Below are 25,364 nucleotides of genomic sequence, written 5' to 3'. Positions count from 1 at the left end.
CTGATCATTTTTCCATGTTTGCCGGGTTCCAACCCCCGAATATTTTCACGTCGGTGTACTGTTTCGCTTCCTTTGCGGAGAGTTGCCGGCTCCAGGGCACCCTGCCACCTGCCTTTCCTCCTGCTCCGGTGCTTCCGTATTCCGCGTAAAAAGCAGTTTGCTCATTCTCCGTTTTACCCCAGTTGTGCCAGCCTTCCGGCCGTATGTGTTTCCCCATTTCACAGCGGATGAAAACAGTCCGCGCGTAGGCCCGCCAGGGCCGGCCAAGGTATACTTTCTCCGCCTCGCTGCTCCCTTCCAGCCTGCAATCCATGAACACGTAACCATATGCCTGCTTCCGCGTGGTAGAGGCCGCCGTAATGTAGGAGTTGGAAAGGCTCCGGATCTTGCAGCGGCGGAACAGCGCCGTAGCCGGCCCGAAAATAAAATCGGTCGTGCCGGCGATCAGGCAGTCCTCGTAATACTGGCAACTGTTATCATTCGCCGTGAGCAGCGTGTCCTGGTTGCCCAGCAGGTTGCAGCGGCGGATCACAAAGCGGTCGCCGTCCACATGCAAAGCAACGGCCTGGCCTACACGCCCCGCGGTGTTCTGTATGGTAAGGTTTTCCATCGTTACGTCATTGCCCTGTACCCAGACGGTATAAGAATTAAAAGTGCTCAGCTTTTTGCCGTTCACTTCCTTCCCCGAATGATCGTCATTCGTGATAATGGTGCTGTCGCGGCTCTCGCCGGTGAAGGTGATATTGGTCACCCAGGAAGGGATCACCAGCTTTTCATGGTACGTGCCGTTTTTGATCAGGATGGTCAGCGGCACGGGAGAATACGCCCTTACCGCATCCACGGCTTCCTGTATGGTGGTATAATCGCCGCTGCCGTCTTTCGCCACGGTAAGCCGGGACGGATAACCCGGCTGCGCCGCCGCAAAAAGGGCGGCCAGCAGCAAACATATAATGCCTGACAGTTTCTTCATTTAACGCAGATATTTGGTGAGCGGCAATTTGTTTTCCTTCATGCCCTCCACGGCGAGCGCCGCCACAGCCCTGGCGCCTTCGGGGCTGAGATGGGTATCATCTTTTTTCCCGTTCGGGTAATGTTCATGTCCCGGCGCTACGTGCAGGAACAACGGGATGGAGCGTTCATCGCCCAGTGCTGTCAGCAATGCCATCGTCTTTTTTTCCATATCTATCAACGGCACTTTGAGGCTGTCCGCCACGGCGCGCATCGCGTCCGGGTAACCCTTGTGGGTGTTCAGCAGCACGCCGTTCTCAAAATGCCGCCGTGCAATGGACGTGAGCAGCACGGGAATGGCTTTCCGGCTGCGGGCTTCCGTCACGAACCGCGCAAGATTTGCCTTGTATTCCGGCAACATAACGCCCACGCCTTTTTTATCAATCTTCTCATCGTTATGCCCGAACTGGATCAGCACATAATCGCCTTTATGTAATCCGTCCATAACCGGCTGCCAGCGGCCTTCCCGGATGAAAGACAACGTGCTGCGGCCGTTCAGCGCCCTGTTCTCGATCTGCACATTATCGCGGAAGAACGCGCCCAATGCCATACCCCATCCCGTTTCCGGGTAAGCCTCCGGCCTCTTGACGGACATGGTGGAATCCCCGATCATCCAGATCGTAAGTTTTTTTTTGGCGGGCGGGGCCACCAGGGACAACAACAGGAACAATACTATGCTTTTCATTAGCAACAGGTATTTTACAGTGCAGGAAAACGAAGGTTGCTATCATAACGTGTGCTATTGAGTGGAACCTTTGCAACAATCTTAAACAGAACTTTCGGTTAAACGAAAGATCGGGGGTTATTTTTCTACGCAATCGTTCCCGGCAACGATGTCATCTACCGTTCATAAATCTCCAGCGGCAAACCGTCAGGATCGGTAAAAAAAGTAAAGCGCTTGCCGGTCAGTTCATCCACCCGCACCGGCTCCGTGCTCACCTGCTTTGCCTGCAGCGCATGCACCGCGGCATCCACATCGTCCACTTCAAAAGCAAGATGGCGCAGGCCCAGCGCTTCGGGGCGTGAAGGGCGGGGCGGCGGATCGGGGAAAGAAAACAGCTCGATGATATAAACGCCCTGCAGGGAAAGGTCCAGCTTCCACGACTGCCGCGCCGCCCGGAAGGTTTCCTGCATGATATCAAAACCCAGCACTTCCGTATAAAATCTTTTGGAACGCTCGTAATCTGAACAGATAATAGCGATATGATGTACTTTATTCAGTTTCAGCATGACGCAAAACTAAGAATATTGTATCTTAAAGAGCGTTTAACGAAAATTCCACTCATGCAAAGACGTCATTTTCTGAAAGGGACTACGGCTTCCCTGTTATTATCCACCCTCGGCGCAAAAGCGCTTGATTTCACCGATCCGTTAAAAACATATCGCGTAGGTCTTATCGGCGCGGGCTGGTACGGCAAAAGCGACCTGTTCAGGTTGATACAGGTATCGCCGGTGAATGTGGTAGCGCTGTGTGATGTGGACAAAAACATGCTGGCCGGCGCGGCGGAGATGGTCAGCCAGCGGCAGCAATCCCGCGCAAAGCCGAAGCTGTATACGGATTACCGCAAGATGCTGGCGGATAACAAGCTGGATATTGTGCTGATCGGTACGCCGGACCACTGGCATGCGCTCACCGCCATTGAAGCGATGAAAGCCGGCGCGCACGTATATGTGCAGAAACCTATCAGCGTGGATGTGCTGGAAGGCGAAGCCATGGTGGCCGCCGCCAGGAAATACAACCGCGTGGTGCAGGTGGGCACGCAGCGGAAAAGCACCCCGCACCTCATCGAAGCCAAAAAGAAATTTGTAGATACCGGCATGCTCGGTAAAATATCGCATGTGGAAATGTGCTGCTATTACCACATGCGCGCCAACGGCAACCCCGCTGTGGAACCGGTGCCGGATTTCCTCGACTATGAAATGTGGACCGGCCCTGCGCCGCTGCGGCCATACGACGGGATTCCGCACAAACGCTGGTGGCGCACTTTCATGGAATACGGCAACGGCATCATGGGCGACATGTGCGTACATATGCTGGATACTGTCCGCTGGATGCTGCAGCTCGGCTGGCCCAAACGCATTACCTCCACCGGTGGTATTTATTTGCAGACGGAAGGAAAATCGAATATTGCGGATACGCAGACGGCCATTTTTGAATACGACAACCTTAATTGCGTCTGGCAGCACCGCAGCTGGGGCACGCCGGCGGACCCGAAATATCCCTGGGCCTTTACATTGTACGGAGAGAAGGGAACGCTAAAGGCCAGCACCATGTCATACGACTTCATCCCGCAAGGCAAAGGCGAACCCATTCACGGGGACGTGGTATATGAAAAAGAAAAATACCCCGAAGATCTGAAAGAGCGGGATATCGAGCTGAATGCGGCCCCCGCTACGCGCCTGCACATGCTGGATTTCCTGAAAGCGATCGAGACCGGCGGACGGCCGGTGGCGGATATTGAAGAAGGGCACATTTCCACGGCCAGCTGCATTCTCGCCAATCTATCCATGCAAACCGGCCGGGCACTGGTCTACGATCCGCAAAAGCGGATCATTGTGGGCGACCCGCAGGCCACGGCGTTGCTGCAACGGCCGTACCGCCAGCCATGGGAGCATCCGGCAGCGTCCCTGTAGAAACACCGATGCGCTGATAAACCGCTGTGGGAGCATCCGGCGACCCAGTAAACATGCGCCGATAACCGCATTAAGAAGCCGGTATGTGAAATCGTATACCGGCTTTTCGTTGCGCGACGCCGTCTCCGGCGCATGCGGAAAAAGGGCTAAATTTGAGCCGTAAACGAGATCAAATTATGGAATTGACGAGCGGATCAACATACCAGGCGGCCTCCAAAGTGGCGGCGCCGATAGAAGAACATTTTGTAAAACATCTTGCCTGTGCGGAAAGGAACGGAGAAGAAGACCTCGCCACCGCACCCTCCGCGATGCTCATCGAAAAGATCATTGATGTGGCATTCTGGGCAAGCCTGCGCAAAGAAGAAGGCATCACTACCCGCATATCACTGGCATTTATGCACCCGGACCAGGTGGGCAAACCGCTCCTGTTCGAGCACCGCATTCCCCTGAACGCCAAGTTGCTCACCAAGCTCGCGCCCGGCGTGGAAAGAGCCGGCGTGCACGTGGGCATCTGGTTTGAGGACGACGAGCTGTACATCTGGGGCACTACCATCCAGCTGCCGAATTATTGTTTTGTGGTGGACGTGTCCGAACCCGGATTACTGGTAGTGAAACACCGCCGCATCACGGGACTGGGCAAATTCACCAACGTTGCGGTGCTGCGCGGCGACCAGATCAAGATCGTGAATGAAGACAGCGGCCTGCTGCCGGACAGCCCGGCCATTCTCACTACGTTACTTGGCGTGGAATCCACCACCGTGTGGAACCATCCTGTGAATGTGCTGATACAGATAGCCGTGTCCATGCGCGCACACCGGCGTGGCGGCATTTTGCTGGTGACGCCTTCGAATCACGACGGATGGAAAGAATCGATCGTTCATCCGATGCAATATCCCATAGCGCCCGCCTTCACCGGCGTGGCAGATCTTATCCGGCAGGACGGCAATACAGTGAGTGAGATCTATTGGCAGAACGCCCTGCGGCGCGAAGTGGAAAATGTGACCGGCCTCACGGCGGTAGACGGCGCCACTGTGATCAACGACCAGCAGGAGCTGCTGGCTTTCGGCGTGAAGATCGCCCGCGCCAGCTGGTCCACCCCGGTAGATGAAGTATTGTTCACCGAACCTATCATCGGCGGCACGCCGTTGCAGATACATCCTTCCAAGATCGGCGGCACCCGCCATCTTTCCGCCGCGCAGTTCATCCACGACCAGCGGGATGCGCTGGCGCTGGTAGCGTCGCAGGACGGATATTTTACCGTTTTTTCCTGGTCGGAAACCGCGCAGATGGTGCAGGCGCACCGTATTGATATTTTGTTGATATAGGCCCTGCGTGATCCGGGTATTACGGCAACCTGGCTACCAGCCGCTCCGGCATCAGCCTTAACACCTGGTAGATCACCTTCCATTTAAAACCCGGAACGATGGTGAACCGCTTTCCTGATTCCACGACAGACCGCGCGATGAACGAGGGTTCCAGCATGAGGGATTCCGGCAGATCAAGCCCCGCCGTCATCTTGCTGCGGATATAACCCGCCACTACCACATTTACCGTGATCCCGCGGGAGAACAGGTATTGCCGCAGCCCCGCGAGGTATTGCGTAAAAGCCGATTTGGTGCTGCCGTAAATAAAGTTGCTCCTGCGCCCCCGTACGCCGGACAAGGAAGATAAGCCGATGATCTTTTCCAGGTGCGGGTTTTCGGTGTCCATGGCGATGATATTAAGGATAGATACCGCACCGCAATAATGTACTTTCATCATCCTGAAACTGCCTTCCCAATCCAGCAGCGCTGCTTCATTATTTTTGAGATAACCCGCCGCATACAGCACAATGTGCGGTTTCTGTGGCAGGCTGTCATAAAACGCGCGGTGGCTGTCAAAATCCGTGGCATCGAAATACATCGCTTCAACGGGCAAAGCCTTCAGCTCGTCCAGGCTCCGCGATGCCGCGATCACCTTGTAACCTTTATCTACATACAACCGGATGGCGGCTTTTGCTACGTCTGAATTGGCGCCGAGTATCAGTACAGTTTTCTGCATGGGGATAAAGATAAGCGCAGCGGCTTAAATTTCCCGGAAACGGGCATACGCCACAAAAACACTGGCAGCGAACAGCAGCACGTTCAGCGTTACGCTCCAGTATTCACCTCTCCTGTAATGGATGCGCATCGCCATGACCATAATGGCGGCGAAACAAACGGCGGAAACCGGCGTCAGGATGTGGAGGATGCCGGTCAGCCAGGGAACGGTGATGCCCACCGCGCCCAGCAGCTCGCTGATGCCGATAAAACGGATAATGGGGTATGAAAGATTAGCCACGCCCGTCTGGCCGGCGCTGACCAGCTTTTCCCGTTCCTGTGATGATTTCATGAAGCCGGAGTAGGCGAATGTGAGGGCGAGGAATCCCTGTAATATCCAGAGCAAAGTGTTCATGGTAAATGTGTGTTTATTTACCACAAAGTTGGGGTAGCGTGCCGGGGGTTCCTTTGACATTTGTCAAAAAAAGCTCAATGCCGCCGGATGCGGCTCAGGGTTTCCTGCGTGATGCCGAGATAGGAAGCCACCATGCCTAAGGGTACCCGCTGAATGATCTCCGGATGATTGTTCATCAATGTATGATAACGGTCCTGCGCCGTCGCAAAATACAGTTCGTCAAAACGCTGCTGCATCTGTACGATACCGCTGTTGACCAGCAGACGCCCGAAACGTTCTATCTCGTGAAACTGCCGGAACAGCTGTTCGATGTCGTCATAGTGAATAGCCCACAGCACGCAGTCCTCCAGCGTTTCGATGATGCGGATGTCCGGCCGGCGCGTGATAAAGCTCACGATGGAACAGGCAAATGTGCCGTTCAGGCTGATCCAGTCCGTGATATCTTTTCCGTCTTTCAGATAATAGGTGCGGGTGAGCCCGCTTTCAATAAAATAGATGTAATTGCAAACGCCATGCTCCGTTACCAGCGTTTCTCCTTTCGGCACTTCCATTTTTTTCAGGATGCCGGCAAAAGCATCCCTGCTTTCGGGGGAAAGCGGCGTAAAGCTGCGCACCGTTTCAAAAAAAGCTTCCATCGGTTAACGATTTGTCATCAAATTAGATATATTTATCGGGTTGTTCAAAGACCGTATTATGATAAAAAAGCTGCTTGTTCCGCTGACCGCCTGTCTTTTTCTTTTTTCCACCCTTTACGCGCAACAGGAGAATGTGCTGCCCGACTGGGCGCTGGGAGGATTTGTGCGGCCCGCGAAGGTCAATCCCGTGATCTCTCCCCGTGAAGACACCTGGTTCAGCTGCCCGATGCAAAAGCAAACGGTAGCCTGGGAATCCAACGATACATTCAACCCCGCCGCTGCCGTGAAAAAGAAAAAGATCGTGGTGCTGTACCGCGCGGAAGACAAATCCGGCGTCGGCATCGGTAAAAGGACTTCCCGCATTGGCTACGCGGAAAGCAGGAACGGCCGTTCATTCAAACGGCTGCCCACGCCGGTGCTCTATCCGGGAGAAGACAGCCAGCGGGAGAATGAATATCCCGGCGGATGTGAAGACCCGCGGGTGGCCGTTACGGAAGATGGATTGTACGTGATGCTCTATACGCAATGGAACCGGAAGAATGCCCGGCTGGGCGTGGCCACGTCGCGGGACCTTGTGCACTGGGAAAAGCACGGCCCCGCTTTCGAGGATGCCTACAATGGCCGCTTCCTCAATACCTGGAGCAAGTCCGCTTCGATCGTTACAAAGGTGGTGGACGGCAAGCTGGTGATCAGCAAGGTAAACGGCCGGTATTTTATGTACTGGGGCGAGAACGCCGTATATGGCGCTACTTCCGATGACCTGGTGAACTGGGCGCCGGTGCTGAATGAAAAGGACAGCCTGAAAGCGTTTATTCGTCCACGTAGGGGTTATTTCGACAGCGATCTCACCGAGTGCGGGCCGCCCGCGGTGATGACGGACAAAGGCATCGTGCTGCTGTACAACGGCAAGAACAAACGCGGCGCCGGTGGCGACCAGCGTTATAACGGCAACGCCTACTGCGCCGGCCAGGTGCTGTTCGACCTGCAGGACCCGACCAAAGCGATCGCGCGGCTGGACGTGCCGTTCCTGCGGCCGGTGGAACCCTTTGAAAAAAGCGGTCAGTATGTGGATGGCACCGTGTTCATCGAGGGCCTCGTGTACTTCAAAAAGAAATGGTACCTGTATTATGGTTGCGCCGATTCACGTGTAGCCGTGGCCGTGTACAATCCCCGCAAGGATGCGCCCGGAGATGATATTCCGCAGAATAAGTAATTTTACCACAATGAATCCTGAATCATTCCAGAACAAACCCTCCCGTGAAACGCTTCCAGGTATGACCGGCCGCTTCGTTCACGGTGAAAAACATACGCTGGCCTACTGGGAAGCCAAAGCCGGCACAGTGTTCCCCGTACATGAGCATATGCACGAACAAATGACCTACGTCCTCTCCGGCACACTGGAAATGGAGCTGGACGGCGTAAAGCATATCCTCCGGGAACACGATGTGCTGCTCATCCCGCCCCACACGCCACACGGCGGAAAGGCGGTAACCGAATGCCGGTTGATCGATTCGTTCAGCCCCGTGCGGGAAGACTACAAATGACCATCCATCCAGCTATCTATTAAAAATTAGAGGAAAGTTGTATTTTTCTCGTCATGAGAAAGCTACTCTTCATTTTCCAGGTGCTGTGCCTGGCGGCCCTTGCCGCTCCGGCACAAGATACCCTCTTCCGCTTCGCACTGGTCACAGATACCCACGTAGGCACGCAAACGGGGCAGGAAGACCTGGAACGCACCATCGCGGACATCAATCAACAACCGCAGATCGATTTCGTGATCTTTTCCGGGGACGTTACAGAGTTTGGTTCCGATGAGGAGCTGCGCCTCTCCAAAAGCATCATCACCCGGCTCAACAAACCCTGGCACATCATTCCCGGCAATCACGACACGAAATGGTCCGAAAGCGGCTGCAATTCCTTCAGGACCGTATACGGTAACGAAACCTTCAGCTTCATGCACAAGGGATACTGGTTCCTCGGCACCAACTGCGGCCCGAACATGCGCATGGGACCGGGACAGGTGCCGCGGGAAAACCTCGTGTGGCTGGACGGGCAGCTGCAACAGCAACAGAACAGGGAATTACCCATTATCTATATCAATCACTATCCGCAGGACAGCGGGCTCAACAACTGGTATGACGTGCTGGATCGCCTGCGCGACCGCAACGTAAAGATCATGCTCTGCGGGCACGGGCATGTGAACAGGGCGTACAACTGGGAAGGCGTGCCCGGCGTGATGTGCCGCTCCAACCTCCGCGCGAAAAAACCCGTTGGCGGATACAACATCGTTTCCGTTACGCCCGGAGAACTGGTGTTCAACGAGCGCACACCCGGCATGGAAACGCTGGCGGCCTGGCACAAGGTCAACACCACCGGCAAGCCCGCCTGGATGCCCAACCCGCCGCGTCCTTCCTACAGCATGAACGCTGCTTACCCACAGGTACAAATAAAATGGCAGGTACAGGAAGCCGGCGATATGGGCAGCGCCGTCGCCATCACGGAAGACAAAGTCATTTACACCAACACCAACGGCGAGATCAAAGCGCTGGACCTGAAAACCGGCAAGCGGCGCTGGACGTACAAAGCCGGCGGGAAAATATATTCGACGCCGTTAGTGCATGACGGCCATGTGATCGTTCCCTGCACAGACGGCACCGTGTACTGCCTCCGGCTGAAAAACGGCAAACCCGCCTGGAAACGAGCTACCGGCAAAGCCATCGTATCATCCGCCGCGGCATATGACGGACTTGCGGTCGTTGCGGGATCGGACGGCCATTGCAGGGCCTGGGAGATCAGCAGCGGCAAGCTCCGCTGGGATTATGACGGCGTGAAGGGTTTCGTGGAAACGAAGCCGTTCATTTATGAGAACAAAGTGCTCTTCGGCTCCTGGGGCAATCATTTCTATGCGCTGGACGCCGCTACCGGCAAGCCTTTGTGGGACTGGACCAACGGCGCCAACAACCGCATGTTCTCTCCCGCCGCATGCTGGCCGGTGGCCTTCGACCAAAAGGCGTGGATCGTTTCGCCGGACCGCTATATGACCGTGCTGCAAACCGGCACCGGCGAAGAAGTCTGGCGTTTCCGCGATACCGCCAACTGGGTGCGCGAATCCATGGGTATTTCGCCGGACAGCAACCGCGTGTATGCCAAGACCATGCAGGGACAGGTGCTCGCCTTCAACGCCCGCAGCAACGAACGGGAAATGATCTGGAAATCGCCGGTAGAGATGGGTTACGAGATATGCCCTTCTCCCCTCAACGAATATAACGGCGTGCTGTACGTGCCCACCGGCTCCGGCGTGCTGTATGCCCTGTCCGCTGCCGACGGCTCCCTGCTGTGGAAGCATAAATTCTCGAATTGCCTCGTCAACACCGCGCAGCCGGTGGATAGCAACACCGTGATCACTTCCTCGATGGACGGGAAGCTGCTGTGCCTGGAGATAAAGCCATGATATAATTTTGCAACAACGATGCATTTTGTATATATTTGCAGGACATCGTCATGCAAAGCACTATCAACATAAAGAACCCGCGCGATTTCAAAGTACACTTCGCCTATGAAACGCGGCAGTGCCAGGCCAGTACAGACACGGCTTTCATGGAAGTAGTGCCGCTCGAAAAGCTGCGCCCTTCCGTCAAAAACGGTAACCAGCCATCCGATCGCCGCAACTTCTACACCATGGTGCTGATCACCGCCGGCACCGCGCGGGAAACCATCGGCCACCGCTCCTATACTTTTGAGGCGGGCAGCATATATTTTATTCCCGAAAACACTTTGCACGCAACGGAATACTGGAGCCCGGATATCAAAGGGTTTCACTGCATCTTTGATACAGATTATTTCCTGCTTTGCCTGCGTAACCAGGTGAAACTCCACCACTACCCGTTTTTCCAGCCGGACAAACCGCCTTTTCTCCGGCTGTCCGCCACCGCTGTCGGCCAGATCACTGCGTTATTCTCGAAAATGAATACCGAGTACTGCCGCCGCAAAACAATGAATGACGATTTGCTGGTAAGGCTCTACCTGAACGTGATGCTGATAGAGCTGGAACGCCTGTACGCACATCTGCAGCAGGCAAAAGACACCGCCATCCCCCGCCGGCAATTGCTCGTGGCGCAATTCAAAAAACTGGTCGCGCAACATTATGCGGACAAAAGGCGGATATCGGATTATGCGGCCATGCTGTTCGTTACGCCCGGTTACCTGAATGACACCATCCGGGAGCAGACCGGCAAATCCGCCAGTTACTACATCCAGGAGCAGCTATTGCTGGAAGCCAAAGCCCAGCTGGTGCAAACAGAACAAACTATCAGCCAGATATCCCTCAACCTCTCCTTTTCAGACAGTTCCTATTTCTGCCGTTTCTTCCGCAAGCACACCGGCAGCAGCCCCGAACAGTACCGGCAGCATATATTTCACCGCGTCTAGGCATTCTTTGCTACCTTTGCGCCTTCCAAAGCATGTTGCATGAAAGCGTACCTGAACCTGTTCGATTTTTCCCAGAAAGTGAATTATAAAAACGAGGTCCTTGCCGGCCTTACCGTAGCCATGACCATGCTGCCGGAGTCCCTGTCATTTGCCATTGTTGCGGGATTTCCGCCGCTGGTGGGACTGTATGCCGCATTCATTATGGGATTGGTGACCTCACTCCTCGGCGGAAGACCGGGCATGGTTTCCGGAGGCGCGGGCGCTACGGCCATTGTGCTGATGGCGCTCATGCAATCGCATGGCCTGGAGCATGTTTTCGCGGCGGTCGCGCTGGCGGGCGTGCTGCAGGTGGCGGTGGGGATCTTTAAATTGGGAAAATTCATCCGGCTGGTGCCGCAACCGGTGATGTACGGGTTTGTGAACGGGCTGGCCATTATCATATTCACTTCGCAGTTCGAACAGTTCCGTACCGTCGTCAACGGCGAACCCGCCTGGCTTTCGGGGCAACCGCTGTGGATCATGACAGGGCTTGTGATGCTGACCATTTCCATTGTAGTGTTCTTCCCGAAGCTGACCAAAGCGGTTCCGGCATCGCTCGTTGCGATTATCGCCGTATTCTGCATTGTGCTCGGATTTGGCATCGATACAAAAACCGTAAAAGATATCGCATCCGTCAGCGGCGGGCTTCCGTCTTTCCATCTTCCGGCCATACCACTTACGCTGGATACGCTGGAAACGGTCTTTCCCTACGCCCTCATCATGGCTGGTGTGGGCCTTACGGAAAGTCTGCTGACGCTGAACCTTGTGGATGAAATTACGGGTAACCGCGGCAGGAGCAACAAGGAATGTGTGGCGCAGGGAACGGCCAACATCTTCAACGGCTTTTTTTCCGGGATGGGCGGCTGCGCGATGATCGCGCAAACGTTCGTGAACCTTTCCGCCGGAGCGAGAGCGCGCCTGTCCGGCATCATCGCATCCATTACCATCCTGGCGGTGATCCTGTTCGGAGCGCCGGTGATTGAAAAAGTACCGATGGCGGCGCTCGTGGGCGTAATGATCATGGTGGCGATCGGTACTTTTGAATGGGTCAGCTTCCGCATCATTACCAAGATGCCCAAGCAGGATGTGATCACCGGCATACTGGTGGCCGTTATTACGGTGTGGCTGCACAACCTGGCGCTAGCGGTGCTGATCGGCGTGATCATTTCCGCGCTGGTGTTTGCCTGGGAAAGCGCCAAACGCATCCGCGCCAGGAAATATACAGACGCCTCGGGCGTCAAGCATTACGAGATCTATGGTCCTTTATTTTTCGGCTCCGTAACGGCCTTTCATGAAAAATTCGATGTGCAGAACGACCCGCAGGAAGTGATCATCGATTTCAGGGAGAGCCGCGTAGCGGACATGTCCGGCATAGAGGCGCTGAACAAGCTCACGGAAAAATACCGCAAGGCGGGGAAAACCCTTCACCTCCGGCATCTCAGCGAAGACTGCAAGTTGCTGCTGAAAAATGCGGCGGACGTTATTGAAGTAAATGTGCTGGAAGATCCGGACTACAAAGTAGCCACGGACAGGATATCATAGGTAACTATTTCGTCAGCTTGCTGATCGGCGTCAGCTCCACTTTACGGAATTCCACTTCCGACCCTTCGGCCTGCAAGGCGATCTGGCCTTCACTCGCCGTGGCGTTGAAACCATGATTCACCAGGTCGCCGTTCACCCATACTTTCACTTCATTGCCGAGGCACTCCACGATCATGGTGTTCCATTTGCCCAGCGGACGTTCTGAATCGTCCGTCAGGTTAACGATGCGGCGCTCTTTTCCATCCACCGCCCCCCAGTTCTCTTTCGGGCCGCGGCGTTTCTCCATGTCCGGCACGGCAATGTCCTCACCGATACACCAGAAATCACCGGCATTACTGTGCATCAGCTGCACTTCGATGGATTTGGGGAACATGCCGTACAGCACGCGGGGCGTGGAAGCATGCACCAGCACGCCGCAGTTGCCCGGTTTACCGGGAAAGCGGTATTCCACCCGGAGGCGGTAGTTTTTATAAACGGCATCCGTAATGATATGCCCCTGCGGGTTGGCGAGGCTGACCATCATACCGTTGCGGATAATAAAGGGACTGGGCGCATTGGCGTCCTTGTCTTTCGCCGGCACATCTATATGCCAGCCGGTATGATCTTTTCCGTTAAAGAGACTGCGGGTTTGCGCAGAAGCGGTGATAGCGGCGGTAATGAAAAGCGCGCTGAGGAGAAGCATTTTTTGCATGTGAAATAACGTGGTTGAGGGTGAAATTAGCTGACACAATATAACTATTTCAGGCAAAGTCTACCGCCTGAAAATACTGCTTTCCAAAGGTATAGGGAACGATCCCTTTATGCTGCAGCCGGCCGGTAATAATCGCCGGGTGCGTACCGAATTTCTTTGCGAAACGCCGGATATGCTGTTCAGATATAGGAGCTACTGCAAGTACCTCCGCTTCTTCGTCCTCCGAAAACGTCCATTTTACTGCAAACTCATCCGCCTCCTGTTCTTTCTCTTTCATCTCCGCATCTTCTGTCACTTTTCTTTTTTCATACTCCACATCTTCCAGGAAAATATCTTTTTTACCATGCAGCAGAATATGACCTGCTTCATGAAAGAAAGTAAACCAGAAGCTGTCGTTTCTTTTATACCGGCCTGTCAGTTGAATTAACGGCGTATTGTTTAACCAGCGCGTTGCTCCGCTGATAGGCGTTTTGGGCAGGCAGGGCGTATGCACCACTTTGACCCCGGCCTCCTGGCAAATCGCCTGTAGCTGGTCAAAAAACGTAGCAGGATGGCTGGCCATGATCTTCTTCAGCTCTGGTAACGCCTCCTTGAATGCAGCCGCAGAATAAGGCTTTGAAGACAATTCCGCCGCCTGCAGCTCACCTTTTCGCAGCCAGGCAGAGATCGCAAAAGGCGCCGTGGTTTGCACCAGTGATATACGAAATGAAACCTTCAGCTGCTGCCTGAAATAATAATCTTCCCAGGCGTGATGATTTGAAAAACCGAAGAAAGCCAACAGCACGGCCGTCTTTTCCTCCCAGGTGATCACATCCGGCAACCACCCTTTTTTCACCATTTCAGAAACAGGGAATTGCTTCGCCCAGCCGATAGATTGAACCAGCGTTTCCCGCTGCCGCTCGCGGGCATTGCACTCGTCAAAGTTACGCTGCCTGTTGAGCCAGAAATGCGCGGGAACCCTGGTTACATTCTCAAATTGTACGGCCATATCGGGGGTGATGGAGCTTTCACCTTTCAGAATGGCCGTAATGGTTTTTTCAGGTTTGCCGGTTCTGATGGCAAACTCTTTGGGCCCCATCCCCCACTCTTCCAGCTTCTCTGCAAGGTCTGTACCGGGGTGCGGAACAGATTGCGGAAAATATGCGTTTTTCTTTGCCATGATCATTTCTCTTTATGATAGTTTACAATTTCCAAAACTTCTACGCCCGTGATCTCAATCCAGGTGCATTGCCCGTTATCGTTCATGGGAATAGGATCTTCGTGTGGCTTGAAAACCAACCGGTAGGGTTGATCCAGATCACAGGCCCACTGGCCTTTACGATCATTTTTCAGCTGATGATAGCCACCCGCCAGATAACGTACATCCTCAAGGGTTTCAGCAGCTTGTAACTGTGCCAGCCTCAACCGTAATTTATCTGCTCTGATCTTTCCTAAAGCCTGATCCAGCCTTCGATCGTTAGTGATCAATTTTCCGAGTTTCCGGTCTGCAAATGTGATATTCACTACAAAGATACAATTTAGGTTAACACTAACTGTAAATTAAAATATTTTTAATTCCCACCAAAAAAAATTTCAACTCATGTAAGCATTCACATAAAAAAAGCCTCCGGAGAACCGGAAGCTTTGCTCATTCATCAACCTAATGATTATTACCAAACATACGTTGCGACGCTGCCGTTAACCAGCTCGCCTGTTACGATCTTACCATTATACCTGATGTTGAACTTTTGTGGTACGTTGCCGTCGTTCAGCACGATCAGCACTTTCTTTCCATCCGGGGTTTTAAACGCTACGTTTTCCAGCGTACCGGGATTATCCGATCCGATGCGCACCGATCCCGGACGCACGAATTTAGCGGCATGGGCGATGATGTAATACGACACATTCCTGGTTATACTGGCGCCGGAAACAGTCAGCGCGCCAAGGCAGGTACTGCAACCGCCCGGCGTATGCGGATCATAAGAAGGGTTTGCCGCCAGGTTCCATTCCAGCACATTGCGGCTCCAGTTGCGGGTGGCGCCGATGATCAGGTTCTTGACGTGCCATTGCAGGTCGCCACCAAAATTGCCGGGGCCGCCCACCCATTGCTCCGTGAAATAGATGTGTTTGTCGGGATAAGCATTATGGACCTGCGTCAGCGCGGATATCTGACCGCCATAGAGATGAAAGGCCGAGCCGTCTACAAAGGCATTCGCGGCGGGATCTTTCAGGATGTCCACCGGGTAATCCGGACGGTCCGCATTATGATCGTACACGATGATCTTTGTGGTGATACCCGCGTCCCTGAAAGCGGGACCGAGGTGGTTTTTGATGAAGTCCGCCTGCTCCGCCGCCTGCATGACCATGCTCGGGTTGTTGCCGCCATGCAGCGGCTCGTTCTGCGGGGTGATCGCATCGATCGTAATGCCTTCGGCTTTCATCGCCTGGATGTACTTTACGAAGTATTTCGCATAGGCCGCATAATATTCCGGTTTGAGGCTGCCGCCTATGAATGCGTTGTTGGTCTTCATCCACACCGGCGCGCTCCACGGCGAGCCGAGTATTTTGATCTGCGGGTACAGCGCTACGATCTTTTTCAATACCGGGACCAGGTCTTTCTGCTCCTTTGCGATGGAAAAATGCGCCATGTCTTCGTCGGTTTGACCGGCCGGAAGATCGTTGTAGGTAAATGTTTCAGCGCTGAGGTCGGACGCGCCGATGCTGATGCGCAGGTAGCTGACGCCGATGAAGGTGCTGTCCCAGTGGAACAGCTCTTCGAGCAGCGCATCTTTCGTGGATGCGGGCAATGCATTGATCAACGTGGCGCTGCCGCCGGTCAGCGTGTAGCCGAAGCCGTCGATCTGCTGGAAGGTTTGTGTTTCATCGATGTTGATCGTGGGATACACGTTAAAAGTATCTTTAAATACCATCGCCGTCTTCTGCGATGCAAAGAGCACCGATCTGTCCGGCTTTGTCAGCCATACCGCTACGTCGGATTTAACGGGGCCGGTTTCCGGCGGGTCAACCGGATCGGGCTTGTCGCCGCCGCCGCCCTTGCAGCTGGCGGACGAAAGCGTCACAGACAGCAGCAATGATGCGATGGCCGTTAATATTTTGTTGCTCATTTGTCGATCATTTTATACACTCTTACATAATCGATTTCCATGCTGGTTGGAAAGATCGTATCGTCCACACCCTGCTGCCCGCCCCAATCGCCACCGATGGCAATGTTCAGGAGCAGATGAAAACGTTTGTCGAACGGCCAGACCTTGTACCCCTTCCCTTCATTGATAAACTGATAGATCAGCACATCATCGATATAACCACGGATGGCGTACGGCGTCCAGTCCACACGATAGAGATGGAACTTGTGCATGGCCTGTTCTATCACTTTGGTGCTGGTCTTGTGTGTGCCGATCTTGAAATAATAGGCTTCGGTATGTACGCTGATATGCACTTTGTTGGTATCGTAGCCTACATGTTCCATGATGTCTATCTCCCCGGACTTCGGCCAGCCGCCGTACGCCCAGTCGGTCGGCAGCATCCAGATAGCAGGCCATGTGCCCCTGCCCTGCGGCAGCTTTGCTTTGATCTCGAAGCGCCCGTACAGGAAATCGCCTTTGCCTTTGGAGATCAGGCGGGTGGACGTGTACTGGCGGCCGCCAAAGGCTTCCTTCCTGGCCGCAATGGTCAGCACGCCGTTGCCGGCGAAGACGTTGTTGATGCTGTTCGTATAATACTGCAGCTCGTTGTTGCCCCACCCGCTTCCGCCGATGTCGTATCCCCATTTGGTGGTGTCGGGCAGGCCGGTATAATCGAATTCATCCTGCCATACCGGTGTTGTTTCAAAGCTCCAGCCTTTATCCTGCGGGCCTTGCGCGGCCGGGGGAACCGGGGCGCTGACCGTATCTTTCTCCTGGCCGGAGCAGGCTGTCACATGCAGCCCTATCAGCAGGCCCAGCGTGTATTGCAGTATTTTCATCGTTGGATATTTAGATGATATCAGGATTATTGTTCTTCCAGGAACTGCACGTTGTCAAGCGTAATACCGTCCGGCCCCATGGTGCCGGCGCCGGTGCTGCCGCCTTTGATCACCATATAAACGGTGCCGTCCTTATCAAATTTTATCTTGCCGTCACTTTTTCCCACGCCTTCGCAACCGATGCCCACGAACGCACCGTTGAACGGCATGTTTCCGCATCCTGCCCAGGTATTCATGGCAATAAGCGTGGTGCCGGAATAGTCCTTGCCCTGCTCGGGCGCCGTGGTCCCGAAGATCACTTCAAACCAGGTTTCCACGGCGCCGCCGCCTTTGATATCCGCGGCGAAAGTGTATTCCCTGCCTTTTTTCACGGTGATGGCCTGGTAAACGGCGCCATTGGTACCGCCGGCGCTGGAAAACTTAAGCACGCCGTCCGCAACGACAATGGTGGTTTGCGTTCCGCCGGTATTCAGCAGCGGCCAGAAGGTTTCGCTGCCGGCGGACATATCGCCGCCCTTCAGAATATCCACCGCCGGCATGTCGTTGGCGATGTTCACTTTCTGCGCGGTGGTGGCATAGCCCCCTTGTGTGAACACGGTCAGCTGAATGGTGTATTCTCCTTTTTTGGAGAACGACAGGGTATCCTGTTCACGGCGCGCCGTGCCGTTCGTGCCAAAGTTCCAGAGCCAGAGGAACCCGCCGGGCGTCGTGCTTTTCACGACGATCTTGTTGGCATTGTCCGGCAAGGGCGTTGCGCTGAATGTTGCCTCCGGTATGGGATGCAAAGGTGTGGTGGAAGCTTCCGGGGAGCAGGCCGCGAAAAGCAGTGCGCACCCGATAATATATAAAGATCGCATGATATTGATTTGAAAGTGATAGCCTGATTATTTTGTTCCTCCCCATTCCTTGCTTTGTTCCATTTTTGTGTTCTCCAGTTCCAGCAAGGGTATCGGCAGAATGGAATGCCTTTCCGGCTTGAAGCCGAGTGGACCGAGCACCGCCGCTGCCTGCCCGGAGCGCACAAGGTCGAACCAGCGGTGGCCTTCGCCGGCCAGTTCCAGCCTTCTTTCCAGGAAGATGTTCTCGATCGTGGCGGGGATAGCGGTCAGTCCCACGCGCGCACGCACCGCATTCAGCAGGTTGTAGGAACGTGTGCCCGCAGCGCCGCTTTCACCGTTGCGCACCAGCGCTTCCGCTTCCATGAGATAGGTATCCGCCAGCCTGATCTCGTAAAGGTTCTGCGGATAGTTCAGCTCCTTGGAGCCGCCGCCCTGCGTCTGATTGGATACGCGGCCGGCGAATTTTTCGAGGAAATAGCCGGTATTGTTATGCGCTTTCTGATAGGAGGCGATGCCGTTCGCTTCCAGGCTGTCAAGGTTCGCGATGGTATACCGGTAACGCGGATCAAAGTGCATCACGTCAAAAAGGTCTTGCGTAACGGTGAGGAAGCTCCAGCCGGAAACATAATCCGGAGCGCCTGCCTGCAGGGCATTGTAGCCACGCGGGCCAACGAGGATGTTCAGCACATTCCCTTCCGTACAGGCCACACAATCCCAGGTACCGGCGGAAGTGGACGTAAAGGCAATTTCGAAAACGGATTCGCTGTTGAATTTGCTGGCGTTGTCGGACTTCCAGAGGTCGCCGAAATTTTCCAGCAGCTTGTACCCGTATTTGGCATTGGCCTGTCCCGGCGTTGCGCCGTTCACCTCTGCAAATTCAGCGGCGGCGGGAGCCCATTTTTCCTGGTAGAGATATACTTTCCCGAGCAGCGCATGCGCGGCGCCTTTGGTGGCCCTGCCCCCTTCCGAAGCAACCGGCACCTGGTCCGGCAGATTGGGTTCGTCTATCGCGGCGCGGAGATCATCTTCGATCAGCTTGTATACATCTGCGGGCGGCGCCTGCAGCACGTCGTACATTTCGCTGGTGGAAACGGGCTCGGTGAACAGCGGCACGTTCTTGAACATGCGCACCAGGTCGAAATAAAAATAGGCGCGCAGAAATCTCGCCTCAGCGATGAAACGTTTCTTGCGGTTTTCATCCATCGGCACGTCCGGCAATTTTGAAAGGATCACATTGGAGCGGAACACGCCTGAAAATCCTTTTCTCCACAGCTCGTTATGCGGCCCGATCTCCGGTGTCAGTGTATAGTTGTCGATCACCTGCAGGTCGTTGATGTCGGTGGAGTTACCACCACCCGCGAAATGGTCGTCTGACGCGGCATCGAAAGCGCCTACCCGCGTAACGTAACCGCCGCCCTGCCAGCCGACAACATCGTATGCCGCCACCAGCCCGTTGAACGCTTCCGTTTCGTTGCGGTAATAATTCGATTCGAGATCAAGACCTCTTGGTTTTACGTCCAGGAACTTCGTGCCGCACCCGCTTGTCATTTGCAGTCCTGCCGCCAGTATGATGATGAATGGAATGTATTTTCTCTTCATTGTTGATCTGCTTTAAGTGATTAGAAAGTTGCGTTCAAACCGAACATGAAAGAACGCGCCTGCGGATAGATGCCGCGGTCGATGCTGAAAACGCCGCCGCCGATCTCGGGATCGTAGCCGGTGTATTTCGTGAACGTAATGAGGTTTTCGCTCATCACATGCACCCGCAGCCTTTCCAGCCCTATCCTTTTGGTAACGGCGCCGGGCAGGGTGTATCCCAGCTGGAGGGTTTTGATGCGCAGGTAGCTGCCATCTTCCAGGTAGAATTCGGAGTTGTTGGTGAAATTCTTGTTCGGGTCGTTGGTAACGAGGCGGGGATGATCATTGGATGTACCCGGGCCTGTCCAGCGGCTGAGCGCTTTCGTTTGCCAGTTCGCGTTAGCAATGTCCAGGCGGCGCAGCCCCTGGAATATCTGGTTGCCGCCGGCGCCCTGTCCGAACAGCACAATATCAAAACCTTTGTAAGCGGCGTTGGCGGTAAAGCCGTACGTCCATTTGGGCGTGGGGTTGCCGATAAAATCGCGGTCATCCGGCGTGATCTGTCCATCGCCGTTCCTGTCTTCCCAACGGAAGTCACCGGCCTTCGCATTCGGCTGGATCCTTGTACCGTCTTTGCCTACATAAGCATCCACTTCGGCCTGTGTCTGGAAGATGCCCATCGTGCGGTAGCCGAAGAAAGAATTGATCGGCTGGCCGATGGCGGTGCGGGTAATGGCGCCCATATTCTGGAAGCTGGAGCCGCCGGAAAGGAATTCAATGCCCTCACCGAGATTGGTGACTTTATTCTTTAGGTAAGATACGTTGCCGTTCAGCGAGAAATCAAATTCCCCGATGCTGTTGCGGTATCCCAGTTCCAGTTCTACGCCGGCGTTCTCCATATCCGCCACGTTAGCGGCGGGATTGGAGATAGCGCCGACATAGGAAGGTATGCGCGGGTTCTGGAGGATGTCTTTCGTTGCTTTTTTGAACCAGTCGAACGCCACGGTGATGTTCCGCAATACCGTCGCTTCAAAGCCGATATTGGCCTGGCTGGTTTCCTCCCATTTCAGATCGGGGTTGGAGGGCGCATTGGGGCTGTACCCCACAAAGTAGCTGCCGGAATTGCCAATAGCATAGTTCCTGCCGCTGCCGATGGTGGACAGGAAAGCGAAGTCGCCGATGTTATCATTCCCCACCACGCCGTAACCGCCACGGAACTTCAGGAAGGTCACCACCTGGTTCTCCGGCCAGAAGTCTTCGCGGGACGCTACCCAGCCGAGGGAGAAGGAAGGGAATATGCCGAACTTGTTGTTCGCGCCGAAGCGGGAAGAGCCGTCGCGGCGAACGATCGCTTCCAGCATGTATTTCTCGTTGTAGTTATAGTTCAATCTTGCGAACAGGGAGGCGATGCGATGGTCCGCTCCTTCCCCGCCGTTGGTCAGCCGCTTGTCTTCCGGCACTTTGAAGTTGAGGGACGCATCGTCAAAATTATCCGCCGGCACATCATTGAACGTTACGCTGGTGTTGCGCGTGCGGTTGTCCATATACGCGCCCTGCCCCGCCAGCACGGTGAAATTGTGATCGCCGATGGAGCGGGTGTAAGAGATCGTGTTTTCTATGTTCCAGTTATAACCGCTGTTGAAGGTGCGGTTAAAGGAAGTGCGGGATGAAATGGTAGACGAGTTGAGATAAGATATAGGAGTAAAGGATTCCGATCCCCAGAAAGCGATCTTGGCGCCGAGGGTGGAACGGAGTTTCAATCCCTTTATGGGCTCGGCTTCCAGGTAGGTGTTGCCCACGATGTTGTGCGACCAGCCGTAGTTGCCGAGGCGCGTGGTGATATAAGCCAGCGGGTTGGTCATTTCCTGGGTCACATCGGAAGATATGCCATAGGGACGGCCCATCGCATCCCTGCGCACGCCGGGTTCCGTGTAAGGGAAAGCGGCTGCCACGGCGGGGTCTGTGATGACCACCGGCGTGATCGGGTCGAGGTTGATCGCGGAGCTGAGGGGGCCGCCGAATTCGCTGTTCGTATTGCCGAGGCCAACGTTCTTGTCGTACGCATACCCAACGTTCTCGCCAAAAACGAGCCAGGGCGTGAGCTTGTGAATGGAATTCAGACGAATGTTGAAGCGTTTGTATTTGGAGATGGCGGAGGCCACGATCCCTTCCTGCTGCAAGTAGCCGAAGGAAGTATAGAATGTGGATTTTTCATTGCCGCCGCTCACGCTGATCTCGTGATTTTGTCTTTGCGCGTTGTTGTTGAAGATCTGCGCCTGCCAGTCGGTGCCCTTGCCGAGCGATGCCGGGTCTGCAAATACGATCCCGTCGCCTTTCGCCACGGAGGCTTCGTTGCGCAGGGTGGCATACTGTGTGGCGTCCAGCATCTTCAGCTTGCGGGCGGGCGCGGAGGTGCCATAGTAGCCGTTATAGTTGACCGTCAGCTTGCCGGCCTTTCCTTTTTTGGTGGTCACCAGGATAACGCCTGCCGCGGCGCGCGCGCCGTAGATGGCCTGGGAGGCTGCGTCTTTCAATACTTCTATCGATTCAATATCATACTGGTTCAGATAGCCGATACCGCCGTTATCCACCACCACGCCGTCTACTACCCACAAAGGATCATTATTATTGAAGGTGGTGATGCCGCGTACGCGAACGGTGGCGCCGGAGCCGGGCTGGCCGGAGCTTTGCGCGATGGTCACACCGCTGGTACGGCCTTGCAGCGCCTGTTCGAGGCGGGTGATGGGCATGTCTTCCAGGTCTTTCGCCCGTACGCTGGAAATGGCGCCTGTCACCACACTTTTCTTTTGCACGCCGTAGCCTACCACGACCGTTTCCGTCAGCTCGGTTTCAGACAGCTGCAGCTTCACGTCCATGCTGTTGCCGGAAACTTTCAGCGTGCGGGAGTTATATCCGAGAAAGCTGAAGATCAGGGAAGCGCCGGCGCCCGGGACACGGATGGAATACCGTCCGCTGGCATCGGAGGCCGTGCCGGACGAAGTGCCGGCAATGCGCACGGTAACGCCGGGGATGGCTTCTCCGGCATCATTGGTGACGCGGCCGCTGACCGTAATGGACGTGTCCGCCGGCGCCCGGCCGTCAGGCGCAGGCTGCCGGATAATAATACGTTTGCCGTCGATGCTGTAAGCTACCGGCTGATCTTTGAGCAAGGTGCTCATCGCTTCCTGCACGGTGGCATTTTTAAGCTCAACGGTCACAGGCTTCAAACGGGATAACAAAACTTCGTCATACACCAGGGAAATGCCCGCCTGCCGGGCGACCTCCTTCAGCACCTTTTTCAACGGGGCGTTCCGCTCTGAAATGGAGATCTGCTGTGAAAGCCCTTTTGCACTGATTTGCATACAGGCGGCGAACAGCAAAAAGGTGGTCAGTTTCATAACTTGGAACAATTTGGTTGATGTGCGCTTTCGTATATAGAAAGCTCCGCCACTAAAGTTTAATTTCATACTTTTGTGTTGTTTGGGAATTACGAAATAATAGTTCTTAGAGGGACTATTGGCAGGATACCCAGGCTATTGGCCGGAAGTGTTGCAAGCGCTTCCGGTTCTTTTTTGGGCATGCCGCTACCTTAACCTGTTTCAGTTGTTTTTTTCATAACGGTGAATTTAATTTTGTTTAAGCGCGGGCCTGATCCATTTATTCGGTTGATGATACTTTCAGTTTTCTTCCTTCCAGCGTAAACCTGGCGCCATTGGGTTCGAGCATATGCAGTATTTCAGACAACGGCAGGCTTCTGCTGATGCGGCCGCCGTACGTCCGGTCCGTTTGTTTATCCGTATAAGTGATATCGATGTCATACCAGCGGGCTACCTGCCGCATGATGTCGTCCAGCCCCGCGTTATCGAATTCGAAGAAACCGGTCTTCCAGGCGATGACCTGCTGCACGTCCGCGGGCCGTATGCTGAAGCTGCCGGTCAGCGGGTCGAAACGCGCCTGCTGCCCGGGTTTGAGCACGCGGCCGGCGACCTTTACCGCGCCTTCCACAAGCGTGGTGTTGATGCTGCTTTCATCACTGTAAGCCATTACGTCGAAGCTGGTGCCGAGCACCTGCACTTCCATTTCGCCTACCTTCACAAGGAAGGGCTGCTGCGCGTTCTTCGACACTTCAAAATAACCCTGGCCCTGCAGCACCACCGATCTTTCCTTTCCGGTGAACGCGGTAGGGTATTTCAGGCTGGATGCGGAATTGAGCCATACCTTGCTCCCGTCCGGCAACACCACATGAAACTGCCCTCCGCGCGGCACCGAGAGTGTGTTGTAACCTACAGTCCCTTCATTCGGTTTGCTGTCGTATTGTAACTGTCCATTCTGCTGCAGCACGGTGGTGCTTCCCTGGCGGATCACCTGGTTGCCCGCGCTGTCCAGCATCACGGTGGCGCCATTGGCGAGCGTGAGCACGGCCTTGTTGCTGCCGGGCGCCACGTCTTCCGTGCGCTGCGCGGTGAGCGCCGGCGGTGTTCCGGCGGGGCGGGTGACCCTGTATGAATAGATGCCCGCGGCGATGAGCAGCGCTACAGAAGCCGCTATCATCCAGTTGCGGCGGGCGCGGGCGCGCATGTTCACCACCTTGCCGGCGCTGATGTCCTGCAGCAGGCGAGTCTCTATCCGGTCGCTGATGGCGGCGGGGATCTCTGCATGTGTATGCATGGAACGTTCGAATTCCTGCTGCATGCTGTGGAGCAGGGCGCGGTGGGAGCCGGTGGATTGCAGCCATTTCATGAGGGTCTCTGCTTCTTCACGGGTGCATTGGCCATCCAGGTATTTCTGTAACAGTTCTTCGTGTGGAGCCATATGAACAGGCGCCCTTTTTGGCGGGTACCTGGTAATATTATCCGGAATTGTGCGTGGAGGGTACCTCCGTCAGAAAAAATTTTTCGAGGTGAGATACAAAGCGCAGATCACATCGCCGTAGCGGAAGACATAATCGTGGATAAAACGCATGCCCAATACCATGTGTTTCTTTACGGCATTGCGGGAAATGCCCAGTATAGCGGCGGCTTCGTCATAACTCCTGCCCTCCTGGCGGCAGAGGCGGAAAACGTTCAGACGCTGGCGCGGCATGCGGTCCAGCGCCTCGTGGAAAAGACGGTCATATTCCCTGGCCTGCGCGATCTGCTCGGGCTGCTCACTTTCCCTGACGTGCAGCTGCTGTAACAGCTGCTCCCGGAGCGAGCGGTCCGTTGCGATCTTCTGAAGGGTTTTGAATACATGGTTCCGCGCAATGCGGTAGATATAGCCGGAGAAAGGCAGCTCGGGGTCAATACGTTCCCGGATCTCCCACACCTTCATGAACACATCGTGCACCAGGTCCTCCGCAAGCGAGGGTATCTTGCAAAAGCGCAGTATGTAATAGTAAAGCGGTGGATGATAGTGGCGGTAAATGCTGGTGAAAGCCGACTCGTCACCTTCTTTCATGCGTACCAGCCAATCCTTCGCGGATAACATCCGATCCATAACGTTTTGTGATTTTGGTGTGTTGCCGTTGCGTAAATCTAAAGAAAAAAAATATTATCGGACGACTTTGTGGCGCCATGCCCGCGAACAGCCGGAATAAT

At 54.8% G+C, this 25,364-nt stretch carries 23 protein-coding genes; 7 read left to right on the top strand and 16 right to left on the bottom strand.

Annotated elements, in window-relative coordinates:
- Window positions 1–4 precede the first annotated feature (4 nt).
- The 3 genes from CCY01nite_RS18640 to gloA2 form a co-directional block, all read right to left on the bottom strand.
- Window positions 5–970, bottom strand: a complete 966-nt coding sequence (locus CCY01nite_RS18640) for a pectinesterase family protein (protein WP_146864957.1) — start codon at window positions 968–970, stop codon at window positions 5–7.
- Complete coding sequence (locus CCY01nite_RS18635; RefSeq protein ID WP_146864955.1) at window positions 971–1,693, bottom strand: rhamnogalacturonan acetylesterase; 723 nt, start codon at window positions 1,691–1,693, stop codon at window positions 971–973.
- Window positions 1,694–1,848: 155 nt separating this feature from the next.
- The gene (gloA2, locus tag CCY01nite_RS18630; RefSeq protein WP_146864953.1) at window positions 1,849–2,238 is read right to left on the bottom strand and encodes an SMU1112c/YaeR family gloxylase I-like metalloprotein; all 390 of its coding nucleotides are present in this window, start codon (window positions 2,236–2,238) and stop codon (window positions 1,849–1,851) included.
- Window positions 2,239–2,292: 54 nt separating this feature from the next.
- Here gloA2 and CCY01nite_RS18625 point away from each other — a divergent pair, with 54 nt between their 5' ends.
- On the top strand, window positions 2,293–3,642 hold the full coding sequence (locus CCY01nite_RS18625; protein ID WP_146864951.1) for a Gfo/Idh/MocA family protein: 1,350 nt from the start codon (window positions 2,293–2,295) through the stop codon (window positions 3,640–3,642).
- A gap of 176 nt (window positions 3,643–3,818) precedes the next feature.
- Window positions 3,819–4,967, top strand: a complete 1,149-nt coding sequence (locus CCY01nite_RS18620) for a putative sensor domain DACNV-containing protein (protein WP_186831139.1) — start codon at window positions 3,819–3,821, stop codon at window positions 4,965–4,967.
- Window positions 4,968–4,986: 19 nt separating this feature from the next.
- Here the strand turns inward: CCY01nite_RS18620 and CCY01nite_RS18615 are convergent, their stop codons facing one another.
- The 3 genes from CCY01nite_RS18615 to CCY01nite_RS18605 form a co-directional block, all read right to left on the bottom strand.
- Window positions 4,987–5,682 carry an SDR family NAD(P)-dependent oxidoreductase gene (locus CCY01nite_RS18615; RefSeq protein WP_146864949.1) on the bottom strand — a complete coding sequence of 232 codons (696 nt, stop codon included), beginning with the start codon at window positions 5,680–5,682 and terminating at the stop codon, window positions 4,987–4,989.
- 24 nt (window positions 5,683–5,706) lie between these two features.
- Window positions 5,707–6,075 (bottom strand): DoxX family protein, encoded by a 369-nt coding sequence (locus CCY01nite_RS18610; RefSeq protein WP_186831138.1) that lies wholly within the window; start codon window positions 6,073–6,075, stop codon window positions 5,707–5,709.
- Between the two features lie 74 nt (window positions 6,076–6,149).
- Window positions 6,150–6,710, bottom strand: coding sequence for a Crp/Fnr family transcriptional regulator (locus tag CCY01nite_RS18605; RefSeq protein ID WP_146864946.1), 561 nt, complete (start codon window positions 6,708–6,710; stop codon window positions 6,150–6,152).
- Between the two features lie 58 nt (window positions 6,711–6,768).
- Between CCY01nite_RS18605 and CCY01nite_RS18600 the strand changes: the two genes are divergently transcribed.
- Genes CCY01nite_RS18600 through CCY01nite_RS18580 form a run of 5 tightly spaced genes read left to right on the top strand, consistent with a single transcriptional unit; the run spans window position 6,769 to window position 12,719 of the window.
- Window positions 6,769–7,923, top strand: coding sequence for a beta-1,2-mannosidase (locus tag CCY01nite_RS18600; RefSeq protein ID WP_146864944.1), 1,155 nt, complete (start codon window positions 6,769–6,771; stop codon window positions 7,921–7,923).
- Between the two features lie 10 nt (window positions 7,924–7,933).
- Entirely contained in the window at window positions 7,934–8,254 is a 321-nt protein-coding gene (locus CCY01nite_RS18595) for a cupin domain-containing protein (RefSeq protein WP_146864942.1), read from the top strand.
- 53 nt (window positions 8,255–8,307) lie between these two features.
- Complete coding sequence (locus CCY01nite_RS18590; protein ID WP_146864940.1) at window positions 8,308–10,161, top strand: outer membrane protein assembly factor BamB family protein; 1,854 nt, start codon at window positions 8,308–8,310, stop codon at window positions 10,159–10,161.
- Between the two features lie 50 nt (window positions 10,162–10,211).
- Window positions 10,212–11,138, top strand: a complete 927-nt coding sequence (locus CCY01nite_RS18585) for a helix-turn-helix domain-containing protein (protein ID WP_146864939.1) — start codon at window positions 10,212–10,214, stop codon at window positions 11,136–11,138.
- Between the two features lie 39 nt (window positions 11,139–11,177).
- On the top strand, window positions 11,178–12,719 hold the full coding sequence (locus CCY01nite_RS18580; protein WP_146864937.1) for a SulP family inorganic anion transporter: 1,542 nt from the start codon (window positions 11,178–11,180) through the stop codon (window positions 12,717–12,719).
- A gap of 4 nt (window positions 12,720–12,723) precedes the next feature.
- On the opposite strand, the gene CCY01nite_RS18575 is transcribed toward CCY01nite_RS18580, so the two are convergent.
- The 10 genes from CCY01nite_RS18575 to CCY01nite_RS18530 form a co-directional block, all read right to left on the bottom strand.
- The gene (locus CCY01nite_RS18575; RefSeq protein ID WP_146864935.1) at window positions 12,724–13,410 is read right to left on the bottom strand and encodes a 3-keto-disaccharide hydrolase; all 687 of its coding nucleotides are present in this window, start codon (window positions 13,408–13,410) and stop codon (window positions 12,724–12,726) included.
- Window positions 13,411–13,459: 49 nt separating this feature from the next.
- On the bottom strand, window positions 13,460–14,569 hold the full coding sequence (locus CCY01nite_RS18570; protein WP_146864933.1) for an ImmA/IrrE family metallo-endopeptidase: 1,110 nt from the start codon (window positions 14,567–14,569) through the stop codon (window positions 13,460–13,462).
- A gap of 2 nt (window positions 14,570–14,571) precedes the next feature.
- Window positions 14,572–14,913 (bottom strand): type II toxin-antitoxin system RelE/ParE family toxin, encoded by a 342-nt coding sequence (locus tag CCY01nite_RS18565; protein WP_146864931.1) that lies wholly within the window; start codon window positions 14,911–14,913, stop codon window positions 14,572–14,574.
- A 146-nt stretch (window positions 14,914–15,059) separates the two neighbouring features.
- Window positions 15,060–16,514 carry a glycoside hydrolase family 30 protein gene (locus CCY01nite_RS18560; protein ID WP_146864930.1) on the bottom strand — a complete coding sequence of 485 codons (1,455 nt, stop codon included), beginning with the start codon at window positions 16,512–16,514 and terminating at the stop codon, window positions 15,060–15,062.
- Entirely contained in the window at window positions 16,511–17,371 is an 861-nt protein-coding gene (locus CCY01nite_RS18555; protein WP_146864928.1) for a glycoside hydrolase family 16 protein, read from the bottom strand. Before CCY01nite_RS18555 ends, CCY01nite_RS18560 begins: the two co-directional genes overlap by 4 nt.
- A gap of 26 nt (window positions 17,372–17,397) precedes the next feature.
- Window positions 17,398–18,228 carry a PKD domain-containing protein gene (locus CCY01nite_RS18550; protein ID WP_146864926.1) on the bottom strand — a complete coding sequence of 277 codons (831 nt, stop codon included), beginning with the start codon at window positions 18,226–18,228 and terminating at the stop codon, window positions 17,398–17,400.
- A gap of 27 nt (window positions 18,229–18,255) precedes the next feature.
- The gene (locus CCY01nite_RS18545) at window positions 18,256–19,809 is read right to left on the bottom strand and encodes a RagB/SusD family nutrient uptake outer membrane protein (protein WP_146864924.1); all 1,554 of its coding nucleotides are present in this window, start codon (window positions 19,807–19,809) and stop codon (window positions 18,256–18,258) included.
- A gap of 20 nt (window positions 19,810–19,829) precedes the next feature.
- Window positions 19,830–23,186 (bottom strand): TonB-dependent receptor, encoded by a 3,357-nt coding sequence (locus tag CCY01nite_RS18540; protein WP_146864922.1) that lies wholly within the window; start codon window positions 23,184–23,186, stop codon window positions 19,830–19,832.
- 259 nt (window positions 23,187–23,445) lie between these two features.
- Complete coding sequence (locus CCY01nite_RS18535) at window positions 23,446–24,600, bottom strand: FecR domain-containing protein (RefSeq protein ID WP_146864920.1); 1,155 nt, start codon at window positions 24,598–24,600, stop codon at window positions 23,446–23,448.
- A gap of 69 nt (window positions 24,601–24,669) precedes the next feature.
- Window positions 24,670–25,263 (bottom strand): RNA polymerase sigma factor, encoded by a 594-nt coding sequence (locus CCY01nite_RS18530; RefSeq protein WP_146864918.1) that lies wholly within the window; start codon window positions 25,261–25,263, stop codon window positions 24,670–24,672.
- Between the last annotated feature and the right edge of the window lie 101 nt (window positions 25,264–25,364).

The sequence above is a fragment of the Chitinophaga cymbidii genome, assembly GCF_007992715.1.
Classification (GTDB): Bacteria; Bacteroidota; Bacteroidia; order Chitinophagales; family Chitinophagaceae; genus Chitinophaga; species Chitinophaga cymbidii.
Note: the sequence above shows the minus strand (reverse complement) of the source record. Positions and strands in the feature narration are given on the sequence as shown.